16 protein-coding genes, 1 tRNA gene and 1 pseudogene are annotated in these 20,574 nt (G+C 38.1%); 4 read left to right on the forward strand and 14 right to left on the reverse strand.

The annotated features are described in order from the left end of the window. The 5 genes and pseudogenes from U0839_RS05510 to U0839_RS05530 all read right to left on the reverse strand — a co-directional run. Positions 1–880 (reverse strand): annotated as a pseudogene (locus tag U0839_RS05510) (DUF262 domain-containing protein); the annotation flags it as partial. A gap of 20 nt (positions 881–900) precedes the next feature. Then, positions 901–1,521 (reverse strand): DUF262 domain-containing protein, encoded by a 621-nt coding sequence (locus U0839_RS05515; RefSeq protein WP_413550259.1) that lies wholly within the window; start codon positions 1,519–1,521, stop codon positions 901–903. A gap of 158 nt (positions 1,522–1,679) precedes the next feature. After that, entirely contained in the window at positions 1,680–3,065 is a 1,386-nt protein-coding gene (radA, locus tag U0839_RS05520) for a DNA repair protein RadA (RefSeq protein WP_155564853.1), read from the reverse strand. 9 nt (positions 3,066–3,074) lie between these two features. Beyond that, positions 3,075–3,869 carry an ABC transporter ATP-binding protein gene (locus U0839_RS05525; RefSeq protein WP_413550260.1) on the reverse strand — a complete coding sequence of 265 codons (795 nt, stop codon included), beginning with the start codon at positions 3,867–3,869 and terminating at the stop codon, positions 3,075–3,077. Beyond that, positions 3,866–4,660: an MlaE family ABC transporter permease gene (locus U0839_RS05530; RefSeq protein ID WP_155564851.1), complete on the reverse strand. Its 795-nt coding sequence runs from the start codon at positions 4,658–4,660 to the stop codon at positions 3,866–3,868. The genes U0839_RS05525 and U0839_RS05530 overlap by 4 nt, the downstream gene beginning before the upstream one ends. 405 nt (positions 4,661–5,065) lie before the next feature. Here U0839_RS05530 and U0839_RS05535 point away from each other — a divergent pair, with 405 nt between their 5' ends. Then, positions 5,066–6,400 carry a UDP-glucose dehydrogenase family protein gene (locus tag U0839_RS05535; RefSeq protein WP_155564860.1) on the forward strand — a complete coding sequence of 445 codons (1,335 nt, stop codon included), beginning with the start codon at positions 5,066–5,068 and terminating at the stop codon, positions 6,398–6,400. On the opposite strand, the gene U0839_RS05540 is transcribed toward U0839_RS05535, so the two are convergent. Together U0839_RS05540 and U0839_RS05545 are read right to left on the reverse strand one after the other, a co-directional pair. Next, the gene (locus U0839_RS05540; protein WP_155564850.1) at positions 6,393–7,373 is read right to left on the reverse strand and encodes a methyltransferase domain-containing protein; all 981 of its coding nucleotides are present in this window, start codon (positions 7,371–7,373) and stop codon (positions 6,393–6,395) included. The genes U0839_RS05535 and U0839_RS05540 overlap by 8 nt on opposite strands. 93 nt (positions 7,374–7,466) lie before the next feature. After that, positions 7,467–8,837, reverse strand: a complete 1,371-nt coding sequence (locus U0839_RS05545) for an NAD-dependent succinate-semialdehyde dehydrogenase (protein WP_110439599.1) — start codon at positions 8,835–8,837, stop codon at positions 7,467–7,469. A gap of 248 nt (positions 8,838–9,085) precedes the next feature. Between U0839_RS05545 and U0839_RS05550 the strand changes: the two genes are divergently transcribed. The 3 genes from U0839_RS05550 to U0839_RS05560 all read left to right on the forward strand — a co-directional run bounded on the left by U0839_RS05550 (position 9,086) and on the right by U0839_RS05560 (position 10,803). Next, a complete protein-coding gene (locus U0839_RS05550; protein ID WP_155564849.1) occupies positions 9,086–9,973 on the forward strand; it encodes a ribokinase in 888 nt (295 codons plus the stop codon). A 29-nt stretch (positions 9,974–10,002) separates the two neighbouring features. After that, positions 10,003–10,620, forward strand: coding sequence for a trimeric intracellular cation channel family protein (locus tag U0839_RS05555; RefSeq protein ID WP_155564848.1), 618 nt, complete (start codon positions 10,003–10,005; stop codon positions 10,618–10,620). A gap of 106 nt (positions 10,621–10,726) precedes the next feature. Beyond that, positions 10,727–10,803, forward strand: a tRNA-Arg gene (locus U0839_RS05560). 1,367 nt (positions 10,804–12,170) lie between these two features. On the opposite strand, the gene U0839_RS05565 is transcribed toward U0839_RS05560, so the two are convergent. From U0839_RS05565 to U0839_RS05595, 7 genes are all read right to left on the reverse strand, one after another. Beyond that, positions 12,171–12,578, reverse strand: a complete 408-nt coding sequence (locus U0839_RS05565) for a hypothetical protein (protein ID WP_155564847.1) — start codon at positions 12,576–12,578, stop codon at positions 12,171–12,173. Between the two features lies 1 nt (position 12,579). After that, on the reverse strand, positions 12,580–13,629 hold the full coding sequence (locus U0839_RS05570; RefSeq protein WP_196424814.1) for a tail fiber domain-containing protein: 1,050 nt from the start codon (positions 13,627–13,629) through the stop codon (positions 12,580–12,582). 41 nt (positions 13,630–13,670) lie between these two features. Continuing rightward, positions 13,671–14,726, reverse strand: coding sequence for a tail fiber domain-containing protein (locus U0839_RS05575; protein WP_155564845.1), 1,056 nt, complete (start codon positions 14,724–14,726; stop codon positions 13,671–13,673). Positions 14,727–14,771: 45 nt separating this feature from the next. Then, complete coding sequence (locus tag U0839_RS05580) at positions 14,772–18,260, reverse strand: hypothetical protein (protein WP_413550262.1); 3,489 nt, start codon at positions 18,258–18,260, stop codon at positions 14,772–14,774. 62 nt (positions 18,261–18,322) lie between these two features. Continuing rightward, positions 18,323–18,790: a hypothetical protein gene (locus U0839_RS05585; RefSeq protein ID WP_155564843.1), complete on the reverse strand. Its 468-nt coding sequence runs from the start codon at positions 18,788–18,790 to the stop codon at positions 18,323–18,325. 15 nt (positions 18,791–18,805) lie between these two features. Beyond that, entirely contained in the window at positions 18,806–19,282 is a 477-nt protein-coding gene (locus tag U0839_RS05590; protein WP_155571542.1) for a hypothetical protein, read from the reverse strand. Positions 19,283–19,293: 11 nt separating this feature from the next. Further along, on the reverse strand, positions 19,294–20,574 hold a 1,281-nt coding region (locus U0839_RS05595), incomplete at its 5' end, for a hypothetical protein (protein WP_413550263.1).

Raw genomic sequence — 20,574 nt, forward strand, 5'->3', positions numbered from 1 at the left:
TCTCTATATTACGACCACTAGCTGGCATGATATGTTCAACATTAACCGTTTCAGAAAAATTAAATTTTAGATTTTTATTTTTAGCGTACAAATATTCATTAACAAATACCAGCATGTTTTTATCATATGTTAATATCGCGTCCTCAACCTCTTTGACATTCCATTTATCATGTATATGATCATAAAAATCCTGACAAACAACATGTTCTGGAATATTAAAATCGACCATCTTTATAATTTCTGCATATAAAAATATCTTAAATTTATTGCTTGAATAACCAGCATCTCCCAACTCTAATAATGAAAATAATTTCAACAATGATTCACAGACATTTATTATTTTATCTTCGGTAATTTCATCTAATTCAAAACGATATAGATAAGCGGCTAGATATAATTTAATATTAACATTACACTTAAAAAGTAACTTTATAATGGAATAATCTTTAATTTTATCCCATTTATATGCAATTTTTTTTAAATTATTGCATAGTAAAAATGGATTTTTTAACAAATCCTGCTCATGATCAGCATAATATCTTCTTAAACCTGGAGTTCTTACATAAATATAAGATTTCAAATATCCCTGTTCTTTAGCACGATTAATGTACATAAATTGTTGCAATACAGAATCAATTGTAACGACTTTTTTAGATTTTAATTTATTTGTTAATTGGAGAATCTCTTCCCATTGAATATTAAATTCCTCTCTTTTATCACCTGCATATGAATATAATTTTGCAGAAATAATATCTGCATCTGAAAGCGGCAAACCTGTTGAATTCAATGAATTAAACATTGTAATAGCTTGTTCGACTTGCCAACTGCGTATTTCGATTACCTGACAATTTTTTAAAAAAGTTTTTGTAAATTGATTCAACCAAGAATCGCTATTTTCTCTCAATTTTTCATAAAAATTTTTAAAGTTACGAAAATAGTTTGTATATCGGTTATTATTTTTTTTATAAGGCAGTTTAAAAACTTTTCCTCGGCATCTTTAAAATCACTGGCACCTATAATTTTATTAAATTCTTCTGGATACAATTCATTAATTGATTTATTTCCTAGTATGTGAATATTTTGTGTCTTTTTTGGATCTTTAAGCATAGAAGGTATATTTTCGGCTTCTGCTTTATACAAAATCTCCATAATTTTATTTCTATTCGCTTTAAGACCAGCTATCAATGCCTCTGAATCTTCATCTTTTGAAACAGTTTGCAGCACTTCATTTAATCGTAACAAAATGGCTTTGAGTAACAACAAAAAAGTCGTTGTACGCTGTTGACCGTCAATTAGACTGAATTGGTTTTGATCCGAGCAATCAATTATAATGCTTCCAAAAAAATAAGGATCATTTGATTCACTTTCCTTAAAATTCTCTATATCTTCCAACAACTTATCACATTGTCCAATATCCCATGAATATCCCCGTTGATATTCTGGAATTAAAAAATTTTCTGTTCGATTAAGTTTTAAATATAACTCAATATTTTTAAGATTGGGTTCAATATTCTTAGCCATAATTTTTGAATTCCTGACTATAATTTTATTTTTTAGATAACTATCAAAAATTATCTTTTTTTATAAAATTGATTTAATTAACTATTAAATAACGATAATTTTGTATTTCTAACAAATATATCTAAAAGAAAAATTTCAGTAATCAAATGTAATAAATTTTATGTGAATTGAGACACCAAATCACTTATATGACCTAATTCTATCAGCTGTAATCCATTGGGGACGGATAGTTTATTATTTCCATGTGCAATACGCTTGGGTAAAACAACTTCATCAAAACCTAGCTTAAATGCCTCTTTCATGCGTAAGTCAGCTTGTGGCACCTGTCGAATTTCTCCAGATAAACCAATTTCACCAAAATACACTGAACCTGGAGAGGCGGAATGATGGGTCAAAGCCGAAACCAAAGCTGCTGCCACGGCCAAATCCGCCGCAGGTTCGGTAATTCTCAAACCGCCTGCCATATTTAAATAAACATCCACCCCGTTAAACCGTAACGAACAACGTGTCTCCAAAATAGCAAGCAACATATTAAGGCGTGCATTATCCCATCCAATAACTGTACGTCTTGGCGCTGAATCCCCAAATTTGGGTGCCAACAAAGCCTGCACTTCCAACAAAACAGGACGGGTTCCCTCCAAACCCGCAAAAACGGCTGACCCCGCTATATGACCATGTCGCTCTGCAAGGAATAAAGCAGATGGGTTTGCCACCCCTACCAAACCCTGTCCTGTCATTGAAAAAACACCAATTTCATCTGTTGCACCAAATCGATTTTTTGCTGCCCGTAAAATACGAAATTGATGTCCTCGATCCCCCTCAAAATATAATACGGCATCAACCATATGTTCCAGGACACGCGGCCCCGCTATAGAACCTTCCTTGGTAACATGTCCCACAAAAATCAATGCAAATTCTTTCTGTTTTGCCATACGAATCAATTCAAAAGCCGCAGCCCGAACCTGACTTACCGTCCCAGGGGCCCCATTCGCCGTATCCAGCCACATTGTTTGAATAGAATCAATGATAACGAGACTTATATTTTTTTCTTTTTCCAGCGTTGAAAGAATATCCGCAACATTTATGCAGGCAGCCAGTTGTATGTTTTTTCTTTGTTCCGCATCCTCTAACCCTAACCGATTGGCACGCATTCTTATCTGGTTAACAGACTCCTCTCCTGAAATATATAAAACGGATTGTCCCTGTCTTGATAAAGCACAAGCAGCCTGCAACAATAAAGTTGACTTTCCAATGCCAGGATCTCCTCCTACCAATGTAACTGAAGATTGGACAAGACCTCCACCCAGAACACGATCAAATTCAGAAACACCAATGGACTGACGATCAGGAGGTGAAATCTCACCATCCAGCCCTGTAAACTGAATCATCTTGCCTGCATGTCCCAGTACAGAAATCGGACTTGCTTCCCTGGTTTCCTCGCTAATTGTATTCCATTCACCACAAGCCTCACATCGTCCAGCCCATTTATGATAAATAGCGCCACAACTTTGACAGACAAACATTTTAACCGGCTTTTTCGCCAAAACGTCCTCTTATACTTTCATTTCCATTTTAATAGGACCTGCATAAAGACCATGTGTAAATTGATGCACATAGGGATTCTCACTCTGCATAAGTTTACCAGCTTCACCCTGCCAAATCAGCTCCCCTTTATACAACATGGCAACCTGATCCCCGATCCGCTGGGCAGAAGCCATATCATGGGTAATGGCAATTGTGGTAGAACCCAGCTTCTTAACGCAATCAACAATCAAGTTATCAATTATTGCTCCCATGATAGGATCCAACCCTGTGGTCGGTTCATCAAAAAAGATAATTTCCGGTTTTGAAGCAATCGCACGTGCCAAGCCAACCCGTTTCTGCATCCCACCAGATAACTCACTGGGATATAAATCGCCAATATTATCTGCATCCAGACCAACAAGTTCCAAAACCCTGTTTGCCCTTTCCCTCGCCCGGGCACGACTAACTCTTAGCTGATTTTTACGATGTCCATTTAAAAGGGCAAAGGCAACATTTTCCCAGATAGGCAAGCTATCGAACAAGGCAGAGTTCTGAAACAACATACCCATTTCCTGTAATTTTTCTGCTTGCTCGGAATATGGCAATTCAAAAATATTTTTGCCATCAATTTCGATCGTGCCACTATCTGGTGTCATTAACCCCAAAATACATCGGAGCAAAACAGACTTTCCACTTCCAGATCCACCAATAATAACAAAGGAAGTTCCCTCCATTACATCCATATTAATGTTACGTAACACATGGTTGCCGCCAAAAGATTTGGAAAGATTACGTATACGAATTTTGGGATAAGTGTTGGTCATTTTGCAAAAAAGATATCCGTTAACAAATAGTCAAATACTAGCAATAAAATAGAGGCGGCAACAACAGCAGAGGTCGTCGCTGCACCAACCCCCTGTGCGCCCCCACGGCTACGATATCCATGATAACATCCCATCAAGGCAATAAGAAATCCAAAAACCGCCGCTTTCACCAAACCAATTGTAACATCAATAGGTTTCACGGCATTCATGGTCGCCGCAATATAACCCTGGGGCGAAAAACCCAATTTAATGACCGAAACAGTAAAACCACCCAGCACCCCCAGGATATCAGCAATCAAAACTAGAAATGGTAAAGCAAGCGTAGCAGCTAGCAAACGGGGAGTAACAAGATATTTGATAGGATTGGTTGATAAGGTTTTGAGCGCATCAATCTGATTCGTCACCTGCATTGTTCCAATTTCCGCGGCTATGGCTGCCCCCACCCGTCCCGCAACCATCAATCCTGCCAAAACGGGCCCAAGCTCACGAGTGACAGCCAACACAACAATATTGGCAATCGCGCTATTTACATGATACTGGGACATACCGGTATAGGATTGTAACGCGATAACACCTCCAGAAAATAATGCCGTTAAAGCAACAACAGGTAGAGACAAATAACCTATATCAAGTAAAGATCCCAAAAAAATGCGCCAATAAAATGGAGGATAAAAAATATTTATAAATCCGCTTAATGCAAACAATGCGAGGGTACCCGTTTCCCGAACACCGTTTAAAGCCATACGACCTAACAAAGCAATCCAAATCCACGGACGTTTCAATTGATACATCTTGATTCCCGGTTAAACTCATCACAACATTATTAGCTAACGAATTGAGAAGTTGTTCAATAATATTGATTACAAGTTTTATCCTATAATTCTATTATTTTCTAATATTTATATTTAAGCATATAAACATCTTTTATTTTTAAACATTTTATATAGATCAAACATTTTAAACATCATCCTCTTCCAAGAACAATCCCCCCTTAGAATCTAATTATTATTCCCATCAATATTGAATATATCTATTGTCTATATACCACTGAAAATCTCTTCATTACCCTTTATAATGAACTTGTTTCAATATTTTTAAAATTTTTATTTTTTTAATTTTTAAATTAACTTAATTTAATAATCTATAAAACTGGCAATATCTTGATTAAAAATAAGGAATGTTCTGTGCGTATAGCAATGATAGGTGGAGGATATGTTGGTCTTGTTTCTGCTGCTTGTTTTGCAGAATTCGGACTTGATGTCGCTGTCGTGGAAAAGGATCCCAACCGGTTAAATGCGTTAAAGCAAGGAAATATTCCTATCTATGAACCTGGTTTGGATCTTTTGGTTCAGAATAATATCAAAGCCAATCGGTTACAGTTTTTTGAAACGATTAAAGAGGCTATTCCTGATTGTAAGGCCATTTTTATTGCCGTGGGTACACCCCCACGTAACGGTGATGGACATGCCGACATGACTTATGTCCATCAAGCAGCCCTGGAAATTGCAAAACATCTAAAAGAATATGCAATTATCGTTACCAAATCAACAGTCCCGGTTGGTACAAGCCGACGGATTGCACAAATCATCCGTAAGGAAAATCCATCTCTTGATTTTGATGTCGCCTCCAATCCTGAATTTCTTCGCGAGGGCGAGGCCATTCAAGATTTCATGACACCTGACCGTATCATTATCGGTATTGAAAAAGACAGAAAAGATCGCGCACAAAAAGCCCAAGAAATCATGAGTCGACTTTACCAACCCTTATTTCAAAAAGAAACACCAATTTTGTTTACCAATTTGGAAAGTGCTGAACTGGCAAAATATGCCTCAAATTGTTTTTTAGCGATGAAACTTTCATATATTAACGAGCTTGCTGATCTTTGTGAACAAGTTGGAGGAAATATAGAGGAAATTGCCAATGCTATTGGATTAGACAGCAGAATCGGCAAATATTTTTTACGGCCAGGCCCAGGTTATGGCGGATCCTGTTTCCCGAAAGACACTCTCGCCCTAATTCGCATCGCCCAAGAAGCAGGTACACCCTCACGGCTGGTAGAGGCAACCGCACAAGCTAATGATGCCAGAAAAGCAAACATAAGTGGAAGAATTATTCAATTATGTGGTGGTAATGTTCACAATAAAACCATTACCATTCTGGGACTTACCTTTAAACCAAATACAGATGATATGCGGGAATCCCCATCTATTCCCATTATTCACCGTTTGGTTGAAGAGGGTGCCCAGATAAAAGTTTTTGACCCTGTTGGAAATGAAAAGGCAAAACCCTTATTACCTAATACAGTTCAATATTTTGATAGAATTAACGATGCAGCCAATCAGGCTGACGCCTTGATTATCCTGACAGAATGGAATGAATTCCGTTCTTTGACACCCAAGACCCTGAAAAACTGGATGAAAAAACCACTGGTAATCGACTTCAGAAATATTTACGATCCCAAAGTGATGAAAAGTGAAAATATTCATTATTATTCAATTGGTCGACCCCTGAAAGAAAAATTTATCATTTAAACAGTTTGACTAATTGACGTAAAGGGGATGTCACACGCCAACAGAAAGAATTCTGTATGGCCGTCAGTTCCTGTTTCAATTTTATATTTTCCTGTTCCAAATGTTGGGCAAAACTGAATTGATAGGGTGAATTTCTAATCTTTTCATAAACTTCTTTCCAGCTTTCAACACATTTTTCCCTATTTTTTTCCGATACAAGAAAAACCGTAAATTCATAACTCAGCTTTGATGGATCAATATCAAACCATTCCACACAAGCCATTTTTATAATTCCATGTTCAGCCAAATTCATCATCAGTTTCACAAACAAACCTAAATGCAAAACCCAACAATGAATATCTTCATAATGATCAGGTATTAGTGTTCTTTCCCCCCATTCCAGAACCTCAGAAAACGGGATTTGGCTTTCCAGATTTTCTTTATCAGGATATAATCCATATTCTGCATGAATTTTTGGAATATCTTTATCATTAATTTTATTTAATGCAAAGTCCAACACCAGGTGTGTTTCAGGGCATGTAGATTTTTTTAACCAGGCAGCGAGTAAATCAGCCAACCGGGTAGGCTGCCTTTTCATATCAAAAGAATAACGACCATCTGGCAAAACCAAACGTAATTGTCCATCAGGTTTTAAAATTTGTCGTATTTCCTCAATCCATCCAATCAAGTCTGGGACATGTTCTGCAACATGAGATGCGATTACATAATCAAACTGACCATCCACACACTCCTTCAAAGCACATTCTTTTTTCCAGATATAGTCAATCTCTACCAATTGACGAGAATCAAAATTGGTATTCCAGGCAAATTGCTCTTTCAGCTCTTCCGTCGACAAATGATCTGCGTAAAAAACATTTCCATTTTCTCGACATAAAACTGGATCAATCAATGCACCGATTTCCAAACATCGTGCATGTGCAAATCGAATTCCTCTATTTAAACGTTCACGACGTAATACAATAAAAGGTTCCATAAATTCTTGACCTGAAATAAAAAAGGATTCATTAAATATAATGAACCCCTCTTTTAATCCAAATTTCACTTTATAAATATAGTAAAAATGAAATTATTTCTCGATATAAATTAATTTATGATTAAGGAATTCAAAAATTCCCTCATCAGACAATTCACGACCATATCCAGAATGTTTCACACCACCAAATGGAAGATCTGGCGCTGTCCAGGTAGGACGGTTGATAAAGACCATGCCGGTATCAATTTCCTTTGCAACCCGCTTTGCACGCTCAACATCTCTTGAAAATACGGTTCCACCCAAACCAAAATCTGAATCATTGGCCAACTCAATTGCCGCTTTTTCATCTGGAACACGGAAGAACATAACAACTGGTCCAAAAAATTCTTTATAGAATACTGGATTTTGCTTGGTAATATCGGTTAAAATGGTCGCTTCCATAAAAGCGCCTGAACGATTTGGACGTTTACCACCAATCACGGCCTTGGCACCATGTTTGACAGCTTCGGCTGTCATATCTGCAATTTCCTGTGCAGCTGCCTCACTGGATAATGGACCCAATGTCGTGCTACGATCCATTGGATCACCCATTTTCAGTTTAGAAAAACAGTCTGTAAGACGTTTCAGATATTCATCTGCAACAGATTCAACAACGATGAAACGTTTAGCGGCAACACAACATTGTCCCGTATTATTCATACGACCCCAAAGACCCCATTTGCATGCTGAATCCAGGTCGGCATCTTCAAGAACGATAAATGCATCACTGCCACCCAGTTCAAGGGTGGATTTCTTAAGATTTTCACCGGCTTTGCCAGCGACAATACTTCCTGCCTTTTCACTTCCCGTAAGCGCAACACCACGGACACGACGATCGGAAATGATTTTGTCGGTATGCTGAGATAATACATAAAGATTGGTATAAACACCTTTTGGTGCACCAGCATCAAGCATCAATTTTTCAAAAGCACCCGCACATTGTGGAACAATGGAAGCATGTTTGACCATTACTACATTTCCAGCCATCAAATTCGTTGCAACAACACGAACAAGTTGATAATAAGGGAAATTCCATGGTTCAACACAGAAAATGATACCTATTGGGTCATACTCAACATAGGCCTTGTGACCATCTTTTGGATGTAAGGTTTTTGGTGCAAGAAATTTTTCGGCATTTTCTGCATAGTAATCAAAAATGTCCGCCGTCAAATCAACTTCCGCTTCAGCTTCTGCAATTAGCTTTCCCATTTCCAAGGTAACATAATGAGCAAATTCCGCCTTCTTATCACGCAAAATTGATGCGGCTTTTTTCATCACTTGACGACGAGTAGCAAAATCTGTCTTACGCCATTTTAAGTAAGCAGCTTGAGCTTCATCAATTTTAGCAGCTACTTCATTCTCCGTTAATTCCTGAAAGGTCTTCACCGTTTCATTGTTAAAGGGATTAACTGATTTATAAGCCATTTAAGCCGTCCTTTCTGCTTTCTGTTTAACGTAAATTAATACTCTATCTATAATCTTTTTTATGAAATAAGCTACCTTAATATCTAATATAAACATGCAATTTCACAATGTGCGATTAAATATTTTTCATATCAGGTTATTATAACCCATATTTTAAAAGAAATATAAAAATAAATTCTATCAATCTATTTCATTTAAAATAATTATAGTATCTATTTAAATATTGTAACTGACAATAAGGCTTTTTTATGAATAATATTCTGGTTATTGGTAGTTTAAATACTGACCTCGAAACTTCTGTTGATCATTTCCCTGAAACTGGAGAAACCCTGATCGGCGGCCCCTTACAGATTCATTGTGGTGGAAAGGGGAATAATCAGGCAATAGCAGCAGCAAAACTGGGGGCATCAGTTACAATATTGGGTGCAATCGGAAATGATCATTTTGGTCAATTGCTGATAGAAAACCTTAAAAAATATCATGTCAACATTACACCTATAAAAACCTGCAAACAAAGTCCTACTGCAACCGCATTAATAATGCATACAAATACAGATAATACAATTATTGTTACAGAAGGGGCCAATGAAAGCCTATCAGCCCAGGATATTCTCAATGCTGAATCTCTCATCAAATCCCATGATATTATTCTTTTACAGCAGGAAATCCCTTTGGAAACGCAGATTGAAGCCATTGAGATTGCATATCGATTAAAAAAAATAATTGTTGTTAATCCTGCACCTTCACGACAGCTCCCTGCAGATATCATTCCAAAAATCAGTTATCTTTTACCGAACGAACATGAGATAAAAGCCTTTCGACATAATGGATCAGAAACTTACGAAGATATTATCCTGCATAGCTCTACACCCATTATCATGACATGGGGTCGCAGCGGAATACTTTTTAAAAATAAAGAAAAACAGATTCAACATATCCCCGCCTATATCGTACCAACCGTCGATACAACAGGGGCGGGTGATACTTTTTGTGGCGCCTTTTGCTGTTTTCTTCATTTGGGATATGAAAAAGCGATTGAAAAAGCCTTGCAAGCTTCTGCACTTTCGGTTACACGCACTGGGGCCCAAAATGGTATGCCCACACTGAAAGAATTAACCGCTTTTCAATTTCATTAACATTTCATATCCCCAGGGAACATGTTCCTATGAGTCATACTTTTTTCCATTATGTTGATTTAATCGGAACATTTGCTTTCGCCATCAGTGGAGCTCTGGCAGCCATTAATCGTAATCTGGACATCTTTGGCGTTTTTTGCATTGCCTTTGTCACAGCCTGTGGTGGAGGAATTGTAAGGGATATCTGTATCGGTTCTTTTCCTTTAGCGGGGATGATGAATCTGGAATATCTCGTTATTGTCTTGACTTCAGTTTTCCTGGCTGCCTTTTTCCAAAAATTACTTTTACATCTCAATCATCCAACTCTGTTTTTTGATGCCATCGGATTGGGTTTTTTTGCTTCGTTTGGCGCCCATAAAGCGTTTGTTTTTACCGGAAATTGCGAAATAAGTATTTTTCTTGGAACACTTACGGCCGTCGGTGGAGGAATATTGCGTGATACATTAACCGCCCTGATTCCATCCGTATTAACCAAGGAAATTTATGCCTCTGCCGCCATTGGCGGAGCCATTGTCCAAATTATGGGTGACAAGAATATTATCAGTCCCACCTTTGCTCCATGGTTTGCCATTATAATCTGTAGTGCAATTCGCTTGTTATCGTTAAAATTTAAATGGAATTTACCGTCAATCAAACAAATTCAATGAGCCCTGTAATTTATCAATCTTGATATAAGGATAAAAAAAGAAAAATTATATTTGACAAAAGAAAAACTGGCTATTTTCATTAAAACAGAGTATGAACATTTTCAAAGGACCCGTAGCTCAGCTGGATAGAGCGTTGCCCTCCGAAGGCAAAGGCCATGAGTTCGAATCTCGTCGGGTCCACCAATAGATATGTTTATCAATAAAATTAAACTTTCAATAACAATCAATTATCTTATTTTTTAATTAATATTATTCAACACGATAAATGAATCAAAAAAACAAAAAATTAATAGTGCAGAAATTTTGACTTTTTCCATGAAAAAATTACGAATATTTATTTAAGTCAATCATAAAACCACTCTTTAAAAAGTAATTCTATAATCAATAAAGCCTATAATAATTAACTGTAATACTTAAATTGTTGATCCAACCATTCAATACGTCGCTTGACGTAATCAATGATATAATTTACAGGCGATTTTTAAGATCTTACGTCATTGGTTCCGGGTCAATCAAATTTGCTTTCTCGATAATAATTTTGTTAATTGTCTCATTGGAAATTAAATTGCCATTCCACAACTCACGTCATCTTGCATAAATTTCTGGTTTGATGTGATGAGATCATCGATAATTCCAAAGGTTTGATATTCGGAAATATTTACCATATGGTTAGTGATTTTTCCACATCCCAACAACATAGGATTAAATTATTAGTAATACTGTAAAAAAACGGTTAATTCATATAAAAATATATAATCAATAATAAATCCTTTTTTACATTTGTTATATCTTTCAATATCCACTTGTACACTTTCAATAGGCGATTCATATAAACTTGGTAATCTGCTATTAATATTTCCTCACGACCAATTAAATTTCATTCATTATGATGGTAAACACATTTTTGCCCAAAATTATCCAGGTGTCTTGGCTGATAACAACCTTGAATATAATGCTGATGATCAATCCCTTATTGCGTTTGGGAAAGATTATTTTCTAAAATATACAGACCCATGAGATTCATCATTATACCATACCTCACAAAGGAACCTTGCCATGGAAAATATAGCTGAATTACACATACCTAAATCAAACTAATCGTAACAGGAATATTCGTTTCTAGTACCAAACAACTGTTTCGTCTTTATGAAAATGTCGCCATATTTAGTTGTAATATTGTTCCTAAGCAGAGTTCTATCTGTTCCATATCCTTTCAAAACCATACCTGAATCTGATAATAAAATATTTATCTACAACAGGATGCATTCTTTTATTCTATATTATGACTTTTCTTTACTGACGTTAAACTGACCTGTTCTTGCAATCCCCAGATTCTTACCGCAAAAAATTAAAATAAGATATTCCTTCAAAAAATGAAATACTTATTCCCTTCACTTTATCTGTAGGATTGCTCTCCTTTAATGAAAATCAGCAATGGTCTGTTTGATTTAGATAATACGGTTAAATCCCATTCATCCGATATGTTACTACAACCAAACTAGACAAAATTTTCATTATTAATATATCCTATTTACTGCTGTTTTTTGGCATCAGCCATAAATCAGTTTTCCATAAAATTGTGACATTCCATCAAACAAAATTTCTACAAGGGTAACCGACCCTGCTCTTGTATCAATAAAGGGTTGCCTATTCTGCCATTTGACAGATGCATCAAATTCAACCTCGCAATTCCCTTCATAAGGTTGCTGAAGAATGATCGTCATGCGTTGCAACTGACCCTTTTGCCCTTGCCCAAGTGAAATCCCGCACGCTTTCTGGAGTAGAAGACGATAGCTGATGTCTCCCGCTTTTGGAAACATCAGGGTAATGGCTGGATCATTCACGATCCTGTTTTCAACCAATATACCAGCAGATAAACGATCAACAATCTGTCCACCTGTCATTTCCTGTCCCAATGATCCTTTTGCGAGACCTTGTGTCATATCAAATCTGCTCATTTTATTTACTTTCAAGTTTCATCAGCCGTGTCTCAAGATCATTGATTTTCTGTTTATGAGCGGCTAAAAGCATACAAAGAACCTCGGTATATCTCAGTTTTTGACGATAAATAACGTCACCCTTGTCATCTTTTGGCACTTCCTGAACAGACTTGAGGATCGGGTTCCCGTTTTCATCCTTCTCGCCTGTATCCACCCTCTTGAATTCAGGTGATGCATCCTGCGTCCACATGGCATAATCGGATGGATCAAGTCCGGCATCCATGATCGCCTGTTCTATATCCTGCGCGATAAAACCTGTATGAACACGTGCCTTGTCCTCACCTTTCTCTTTTATCGCGTCATTCAGCCTGTAATTGACAACATTGACATTATACAGGGCCTCCATCAGTTTTTTATCTGAATTTCCAGCTTTCTCATCAAGGATGGATGTGATGGTCTTGACGTTTTTGTCCGAGGTCACGTTTGGTGCGGTCTTTGTGAAAAGATTGTTCCATGAATTTCCCGCACGTCCCAGGTCCCCGCCGCCATCATTGAGGGGATGAAAGGAAATAGAACCAAATGCATAATTGGCATTGATGTTGTCAGACCATACTACACTAGTAAAACTCTTGTTATTACCTTTTTCACCATTAAAATTTACAGAATACTGAATATGTATTTCCCTGGATTTTGGATTGGGTTCATAATCTTTTGTATAATCACCATTTATTGGTCTTAAACCCGCATTAATCCATGTAACACCATCCATATCCTTAGGCTGTGGATACACAAATTGTCCTGTCAAATCAAGTATTACAGTACCCAAGGGTTTATTTGCATCATCAATGGAAAAATATTTATCTAGATCTAAATTATTGACATAGGTTCTAATGTTATCAACATTACTTTGTGCTTGACTTGCAATTGCTGTGACACTTGCAATCTGTTCTTTTGTATCATTTGCTGTTTTAACAAGTTCTGAAAGTTGCTGTGATGTATTACCACCATCCATTGAAACATTACATGCAGACAGGTCCAGATCTTTTGGAGCGTTATTTTGATTTGTCATTTTATATCTCTTAATTAATTTCATTCATTAATTTGAAAAATTTATTTTAAATTTGATAGCCTAGTTTCTAAATCACTAATTCTTTGCTCGTAAACTTGTTTAAAATCCTCAAGTTTTTTCAATTTTTGTTTGAATGCTTGAATAAAAACACAAAATATTTCATCATATCGTAAAGACTGCCTGTAAACCTGATTACCATCAGCATCTTTTAAGAATACACACTCTCTTTTTGTAACAGGATTACCCCTGTCATCCTTTTCGCCTGTCTCAATATCTTGTGTCTCAAAAACTTTTTCTTCTATCCACATTCCATAATCAGAAGCTGATAAACCTTTATCTTTCAAAGACTTCTCAACCTCCTGAGCTATAAAACCATTATGCAATCTGGCTTTACCCTCTCCCTTTTTATCAATAGCGTAATTAAGCTTGAATGTATGAACATCAAGATTATAGATTGCATCTAGCAATTTCTGGTTTTCAACATTATCTTCATTGCCCAGAGCGGAAACAATTTTTTTTTCGTTTTTATCAGAAGTTACGCTCAATGCCGTTTTTGAATAAATATTATTCCAGGCATGGTTTCCTATTCCAAGATCACCCACTCCATCACTATCGGGATGAAAAGCATCTCCTACAAAAGAACGATATGCATGCTTATCATCTGTCCAAGTTTTTAATACTACCCAATATTTATTTTTCAATGTATAATGTTCGATTATACGAGTACATGCAGGATCAGGACTTGCACGAAATCCATTAAGATTTAAAGTATGTCCATAAGACATAAAAACAGTTCCATTATCAGAACGTGCCTTTGGACCAATAAATTGATTTGTATTATCCAAAAGCAGAACATTACCTGATGTAAAAGATTGATCCCTTGATAAATAATTATCAAGATTCAAATCTTTAATTCGCCTTGACAATATCTCACATTTTTTATCAACGTTAATTGAGGTTTCAGAAAGTCCTGCTACTTCTCCTATTGTATCATTTGCCGTTTTTGCCCATTCAGATAATGTTTTTGATGTCTTCCCTTCATCAATAGAAACAGTACAATCTGAAAGATTCAAATTCTTTGGAGAATTATTAATCATTTTAATGCCCTATATATCTACAATTGAATGAAAAAATACTAGCTATTAAGCAACACAAAGCACTCCACCATTATTCCAGGAATTTTTATAGTAGACAGAACCATCAGTAAGAACGATATTACCGTTTAATGACAATCCTTCAGGCATTTTTTTACTGCCGTTGAGATAATCATCAGAAGCTATGTATAAATTACCATTTAATGAAAAATCATTTGGAATTTCAGAAACCTTTTCAGGCGCGATAACTACTCCATCTTTATTTCTATAAAGACCGGAATTAACTTTCTCAATTGAACCATTACTCATCATAAAGGAAAAGGTTAAATCATCATTCATGATAACGGATTCAACACTAATCCCTTGCTGTCCTTTTTCTCCCTTCGGAATTGAAAAATCAAAAACTGCATTTATATCAGATCCTGAATTCGTTATTTGAGCAGGTTGGTTAGCTTCGACAGATACAATGTTGCCTATTTTGATTGTTGCCGCTTTGGCAACCGGATCAATCCATTCAGTACCGTTCCACCATAGAGGTTCTTTTTTATCAATATCATATGATTGTGTTCCAATTGGATAATCAACAGGCAATTTATCCTTGGTTGTAGGGGTTACATAAGGATAAGTAAATTTTCCTGTATGATCTTTTTTCATTGCGGCATGAGACGGATATAAAGACCATTCAGCCTGTCCTTCTCCACCTTCTTTTGAACACCAAAAGATACCATCTTTACCAAATCGTATTTCATCCTGGTATCCCAATGATGTAATGGTTTTGGGTTGTTCTTTTTCTGATAAATATAAATTACTCAATAATCCAGCACTTCTACTTCTCTTAACATAATAATATGTCCTATTTTGATCCATCCAATGCGCCATAAGAGTTACAACATCACCAACCCTTATAGTGATAATAGCATCTTTTTTAAATGCTTCCCCTTTTCCATCAACCAACTGGTTTTCACAAATAATATCAGTTTTAATTTTATAACCTGATTTATCCATATCAGAACCATAACACACAAAGGTATATGACCCTTGATACCCCTTAAATTCTAACGGCTGACAATCAGGTAACCAACAGGCTCCCCCAGCAAATATATATCCTTTTAACTCCTCAATCTTATCAGCCCTTGCTGATGCCAGGATATCAGCTGTTCCCTTGGATGGAGCAAATGCTATAATTTTGCTTTGTGCACCAACCGTGTAAATATCAAACAGTGTTTTATCCGCATAAGCGTGAACATCATCATCTAAATAGATGGAAACTTTAGCATCAGGATTAATAGACTGCGTTATTATAAATGGATTATTAATAGGTTGAGTCAACTGACCCCGTGCATCCAATCCTGCAACTCCATTTGGATGATTTATTTCAATATTTGGAATGGCCTGATGGGCAAGATCGACGACTTTACCCAAAGAGGCATCCTGATGGGATGGAGTTGGGACTTTTATGGTATAATCCAACATTTCAGCAGATAATTTACCCGCGCCATCTGTTCCGACCTTTCCGCCATCTGACTGAATTGACTTGACGTTGAGTTCAGTTGATCCGTCATTCGTATAGCTGTCCCCCTTTTCTCCCTTGGGAATGGAGAACTCGAGCACGGCGGTATTTTCTGATCCTGAATTGCGAACGGATGCCTGGACATCCGGATCTGTGGTGGTCACGGTTCCTATGCGTATGGTAGCTGCGGCCCCCTCTTTTCCGATCGGGCCCACATCCCCCTTTTCCCCTTTTGGAATGCTGAACTGCAGGATCGCATCATGTTCATCGCCAATATTTTTGATGGTTGCCGCCTCATCGGGTCTTAAAGGCCGCACCTGCTCAACAACCCTGACAGTTGCCGCTTTTCCCTGGGGTCCCGCAACTTTTCCTAAAGGCCCGCCCCAGGTCTTGTCATTGGTGTATATATAGGCGCTGGCCTCACCAGTCTTTTCATCAAGATAAAGATATTGATCCCCCGCTCTTGGCATACCACGGGGATCATTAAGAGCAATTGTCGCATCAGGCAAGTTATGACCACTATACCAGCGTGAGCCATCATCCCCTTTTGCACCTTTCTCTCCCTGAATGCCCTGCAATCCCTGCGGACCGGTATCACCACGGGGACCCCTGATGCTGCCAAGACTGACCCAATCCCAGCTATCTCCATGCGGAATGGTGCGCTTGACCTCCCAGCTCGTCGTGTTGATCCATACAACATTCGGGTTTAGGGGGGCGCTTCCCTGATCCGGATCCTGCTGGCTGGTGATGATGCGGGTTCCATCAAAACCGTCCCTGCCGTCCTTGCCTGCTTCCCCTTTCTCTCCCTGAATGCCCTGCAGTCCCTGCGGGCCAGTATCACCCTGCAATCCCTGCGGGCCGATATCACCTTGTTTACCTTGAAGGTTTCCAACCTTTTGCCAATTCGTGCCATTGAAAACAAACAGATCATTGGAAGCTGTATTCAGGAAACTATCCCCGACCCTATAGCTTGAAGAGGTTACAGGATCCTCCTGGGCAAAAAACCATAGAGAACCTCTCTCTCCCTGATCCCCTTTCAGATTGGCCAGCCTGACCCATTGATTATCATTAAATGTGAACAGGTTGCTGTTGGTAATATTGAAATAGAGATCACTCTTTTTATAAACCTCATTGTAAACGGGATCCACAGTACCAGTATATATGATACTTCCAGCCTCCCCCTTCAGATTCCCAGACTTGTGCCAGCTATATGCATCCCCGCCCCGGGAGACAGTTTCAAACAAATCTCCTGTGACATCATTGAGCCAGACAATATTTTCCTTGGCATCACGGGCAACAGGATCACGATTGGACAACAGAATTTGCGTGCCTGCCTTCCCCTGTATCCCCTGTATGCCTTGCCTACCTTCAGGAATGGTAAAATCAAGAACAGCGTTATGCCCATCACCCCTGTTCTCAACAGCAGCATCACTCCCTGCCGCACCTGTCACAACATTTCCAAGCTTTACCGTCGCGGCCTGGCCCTGCTCACCCTGAGGCCCAACCTGACCACGGGGCAAGGTGAAATCCAGAACGGCATCCACCTCGGTTCCCGAATTGACAATCTTTGGATCCCCATCAGGTTCTGTGGGCAGAACCTTGCCAACCGTAACCGTTGCGGCACATCCTTGAGGACCCTGGGGACCCGTATCCCCCAATACATAATTGCCAGCCTCGCCACTGCCCATGATTCCTTCCGGCATAATTGGCAATGTCACAACAAACTCACGCTCCTCATTGGCACGTGTGGTTACCAAAAAACGAATACCGGTTTTGGTATTCATTGTCCCTCCACTGATACGTGCCCTAAAGGTCTGCCCAGATACCGTAATCCGGTCAACACTAAGTGTCTCATCTGAAGGTTGGGCACTTACGCAGCTGATTGCATCAGAGGGAGAAAGGCGATTGACCATTGAAAACTGGTAATAGACACTTTCCAATGGTGATTTACATTGCAGATCAATCTCACGATGTCCCAAACATCCAGCTGGAACGATAATAATTCGACTGCCTTGATCACAGTTCATTTTTAAATCCTTATTGATTACTGAAATTTATATGTAAAATTAATTTGTTATTGCCATCTTTATTATTCACATACCTGTTTAACGGAACCCTTCATTAAAAAACCTCCGTTAATCCAGGGGCTCCCATCTCCTGGATCCTGGGTGGGAAGCATCGCAAACACCTCTTTTAATGCACTGCTTAATCCATGCGGGGAAACCGTACCAAATCGTGATACATCCCCGCTGGCCAGACAGACGAATCCCTCATTCAGCCATAGGGAACGGCCATCTGCCGGATCTGTCCTGGACATTGACTGAACAGCCTTCTCCAATAAATATAAAGCTGCCCCTGAACTAAACTCTTCAACCCTGGCACGATAAAATTGCGTCTGTTCCCCATCCTTGCGAATAACCAACAGCTCATCTTGCAACCCTATTTCATTCGTAGAATTTAACATAGTCACCTGATCTGATGCCACGATTGTTTCCTGCTCGCAAAACTCCAGGTTGCAGACACCCTCACACTGACAATCGCTCTTTCTGTTACTCATCCCTATTCCTTCCCCTTAGATACATATAAAAAAACCGTTATCATCAAGAAGATAACGGTCAATAAGCTTTATTCCATTCAATGGCGGTCGTATGTCAGGCGGTCTTGTCCGGGAAGACATACTTATGAACCTCTCCTCCCTCCGCTCTGTTGCGGCATGCCCAAAAGTGGACAAAATCATCTCCTGGATTACGCTCCTGCCCCGGTCTGTCTGCGCTGTATAGGTCAGACAATAAGAATGACTAGCCCGGCCTCCAGAAATAAACGCCGTTAAAAACCTGTCATGCGCCAGAACACTCTCCACCCTCAATCCCAGGCCATGCACTAAAACCGTCCCGGATACAACCCTTTCCCCATCAGACAAACGATGAAAAAAATCAACGCTGTAATCCTGATAAGATGTGACGTTCTTCGGGGGAAATACAGACAGTTCCCTCTTCGAGCGTCTCAGTACCTGGTATACACAATAGCTGTTCAAAAAAAACGTTCGCATTAAATACATCGCTAACCATCCATGTCTATCTGAAAATTCGTCGTCAAATTCTTATAAGAGGGAGCAGGATTATTGATGATTTCAACATGATCATGATATGCTGCTGGTTTAGAAAAAAACTCTATAACATTTGACCTCATCTGATTATAAGGTGCATTTGGAATAACTGGAACTTCTGTATCTATATCAACAAAAGAATTAATTTTTACATTTTCAATAATATAAAGAAATGTCGTATTTGATATATTTACAAAAAAGTTACTAAAACTAAAATTCAACTCAATTATACCATTTGCGTCTCCACCACCAACAATAAAATGATTTAATCCATTTTTAGGTAACTTGTTAAATATACATCCTGTAAACGAATAATGACCTCCAGAAATTAACCATCCTTCAATAACATTAACATGATATGGATCGTTATCCATTTCATTTATTCTATCAATTTCAATTTCGATACCCCAAAAATTCACATAAAATTGTCCTGAAGTACCAGATAACCGAGTAAATCGGATACCTGAAATATATAATTCATTATTATTATCTAATGAAGAAGTATATGTCCAACATATTATTAATTTTGGTCGAGTCAAGCCAACTAAACTCCGATTTAAACCAATATTATTAGTATGCTTATTCAGCCACTCTGTCGCCTGATCCAAAAAATCATCTCCGTAAGCCAAAAAAGTAACATTTTTTGTTTGAAGATCAAAAGTATGATCAATTTCTTTATCTGAATTTAGCTTACCATCTGGAGTTAAATAATGAACATCACTAGCTTTTAAATAAATCATAATTGATCCAGTTGCAGGAGCTTGTTGCAGAGCTTTACTTATAGAAAAATAAGGATTTTTCATAGTGCCATCTCCCATTTTATCATTACCTTCAGAAGAAGAAACGTAAAATTCTGTCTGAACAGATGGTGATGCAACCAATAACTGACCGTCTTTATCATAATATAAAATATTACCATAAATTTTTGATAAAACAGGATATCGTATCCAACCGTTTTGAGGGTTGATTATGTTAACTTTATTCTGGTTGGGATTAAATCTGTTATTATCCTCCAAACATTGCCATAAAACCCAAGGCCTGTTTGGATCATCCCCCTGCACGATGGTTCCTTTTGAATAACCATTGTTTTTATTACAAAAATCCTGGTTGAAACTTGGCAGACCTCCCGCCTGCATCCACTGTATAGCCTCTGTAATCTGGTATAAAATCCCGTTATGATCCTGTCCCCAGGGTGGAACACCACCTTTCAGGGCAGAAATCATAGTTTGTTTTGG

The organism is Commensalibacter sp. A3DC (assembly GCF_047307945.1).
Classification (GTDB): domain Bacteria; phylum Pseudomonadota; class Alphaproteobacteria; order Acetobacterales; family Acetobacteraceae; genus Commensalibacter; species Commensalibacter melissae.

What these genes read in the sequence shown, in the direction of transcription:
- U0839_RS05570 (WP_196424814.1), bottom strand. Translation starts at nt 13,629, where the DNA reads ATGACAAATCAAAATAACGCTCCAAAAGATCTGGACCTGTCTGCATGT.
- U0839_RS05550 (WP_155564849.1), top strand. Translation starts at nt 9,086, where the DNA reads ATGAATAATATTCTGGTTATTGGTAGTTTAAATACTGACCTCGAAACT.
- U0839_RS05555 (WP_155564848.1), top strand. Translation starts at nt 10,003, where the DNA reads ATGAGTCATACTTTTTTCCATTATGTTGATTTAATCGGAACATTTGCT.
- U0839_RS05565 (WP_155564847.1), bottom strand. Translation starts at nt 12,578, where the DNA reads ATGAGCAGATTTGATATGACACAAGGTCTCGCAAAAGGATCATTGGGA.
- U0839_RS05525 (WP_413550260.1), bottom strand. Translation starts at nt 3,869, where the DNA reads ATGACCAACACTTATCCCAAAATTCGTATACGTAATCTTTCCAAATCT.
- U0839_RS05540 (WP_155564850.1), bottom strand. Translation starts at nt 7,373, where the DNA reads ATGGAACCTTTTATTGTATTACGTCGTGAACGTTTAAATAGAGGAATT.
- U0839_RS05530 (WP_155564851.1), bottom strand. Translation starts at nt 4,660, where the DNA reads ATGTATCAATTGAAACGTCCGTGGATTTGGATTGCTTTGTTAGGTCGT.
- U0839_RS05535 (WP_155564860.1), top strand. Translation starts at nt 5,066, where the DNA reads ATGATAGGTGGAGGATATGTTGGTCTTGTTTCTGCTGCTTGTTTTGCA.
- U0839_RS05585 (WP_155564843.1), bottom strand. Translation starts at nt 18,790, where the DNA reads ATGAGTAACAGAAAGAGCGATTGTCAGTGTGAGGGTGTCTGCAACCTG.
- U0839_RS05575 (WP_155564845.1), bottom strand. Translation starts at nt 14,726, where the DNA reads ATGATTAATAATTCTCCAAAGAATTTGAATCTTTCAGATTGTACTGTT.
- U0839_RS05515 (WP_413550259.1), bottom strand. Translation starts at nt 1,521, where the DNA reads ATGGCTAAGAATATTGAACCCAATCTTAAAAATATTGAGTTATATTTA.
- U0839_RS05590 (WP_155571542.1), bottom strand. Translation starts at nt 19,282, where the DNA reads ATGCGAACGTTTTTTTTGAACAGCTATTGTGTATACCAGGTACTGAGA.
- U0839_RS05580 (WP_413550262.1), bottom strand. Translation starts at nt 18,260, where the DNA reads ATGAACTGTGATCAAGGCAGTCGAATTATTATCGTTCCAGCTGGATGT.
- U0839_RS05545 (WP_110439599.1), bottom strand. Translation starts at nt 8,837, where the DNA reads ATGGCTTATAAATCAGTTAATCCCTTTAACAATGAAACGGTGAAGACC.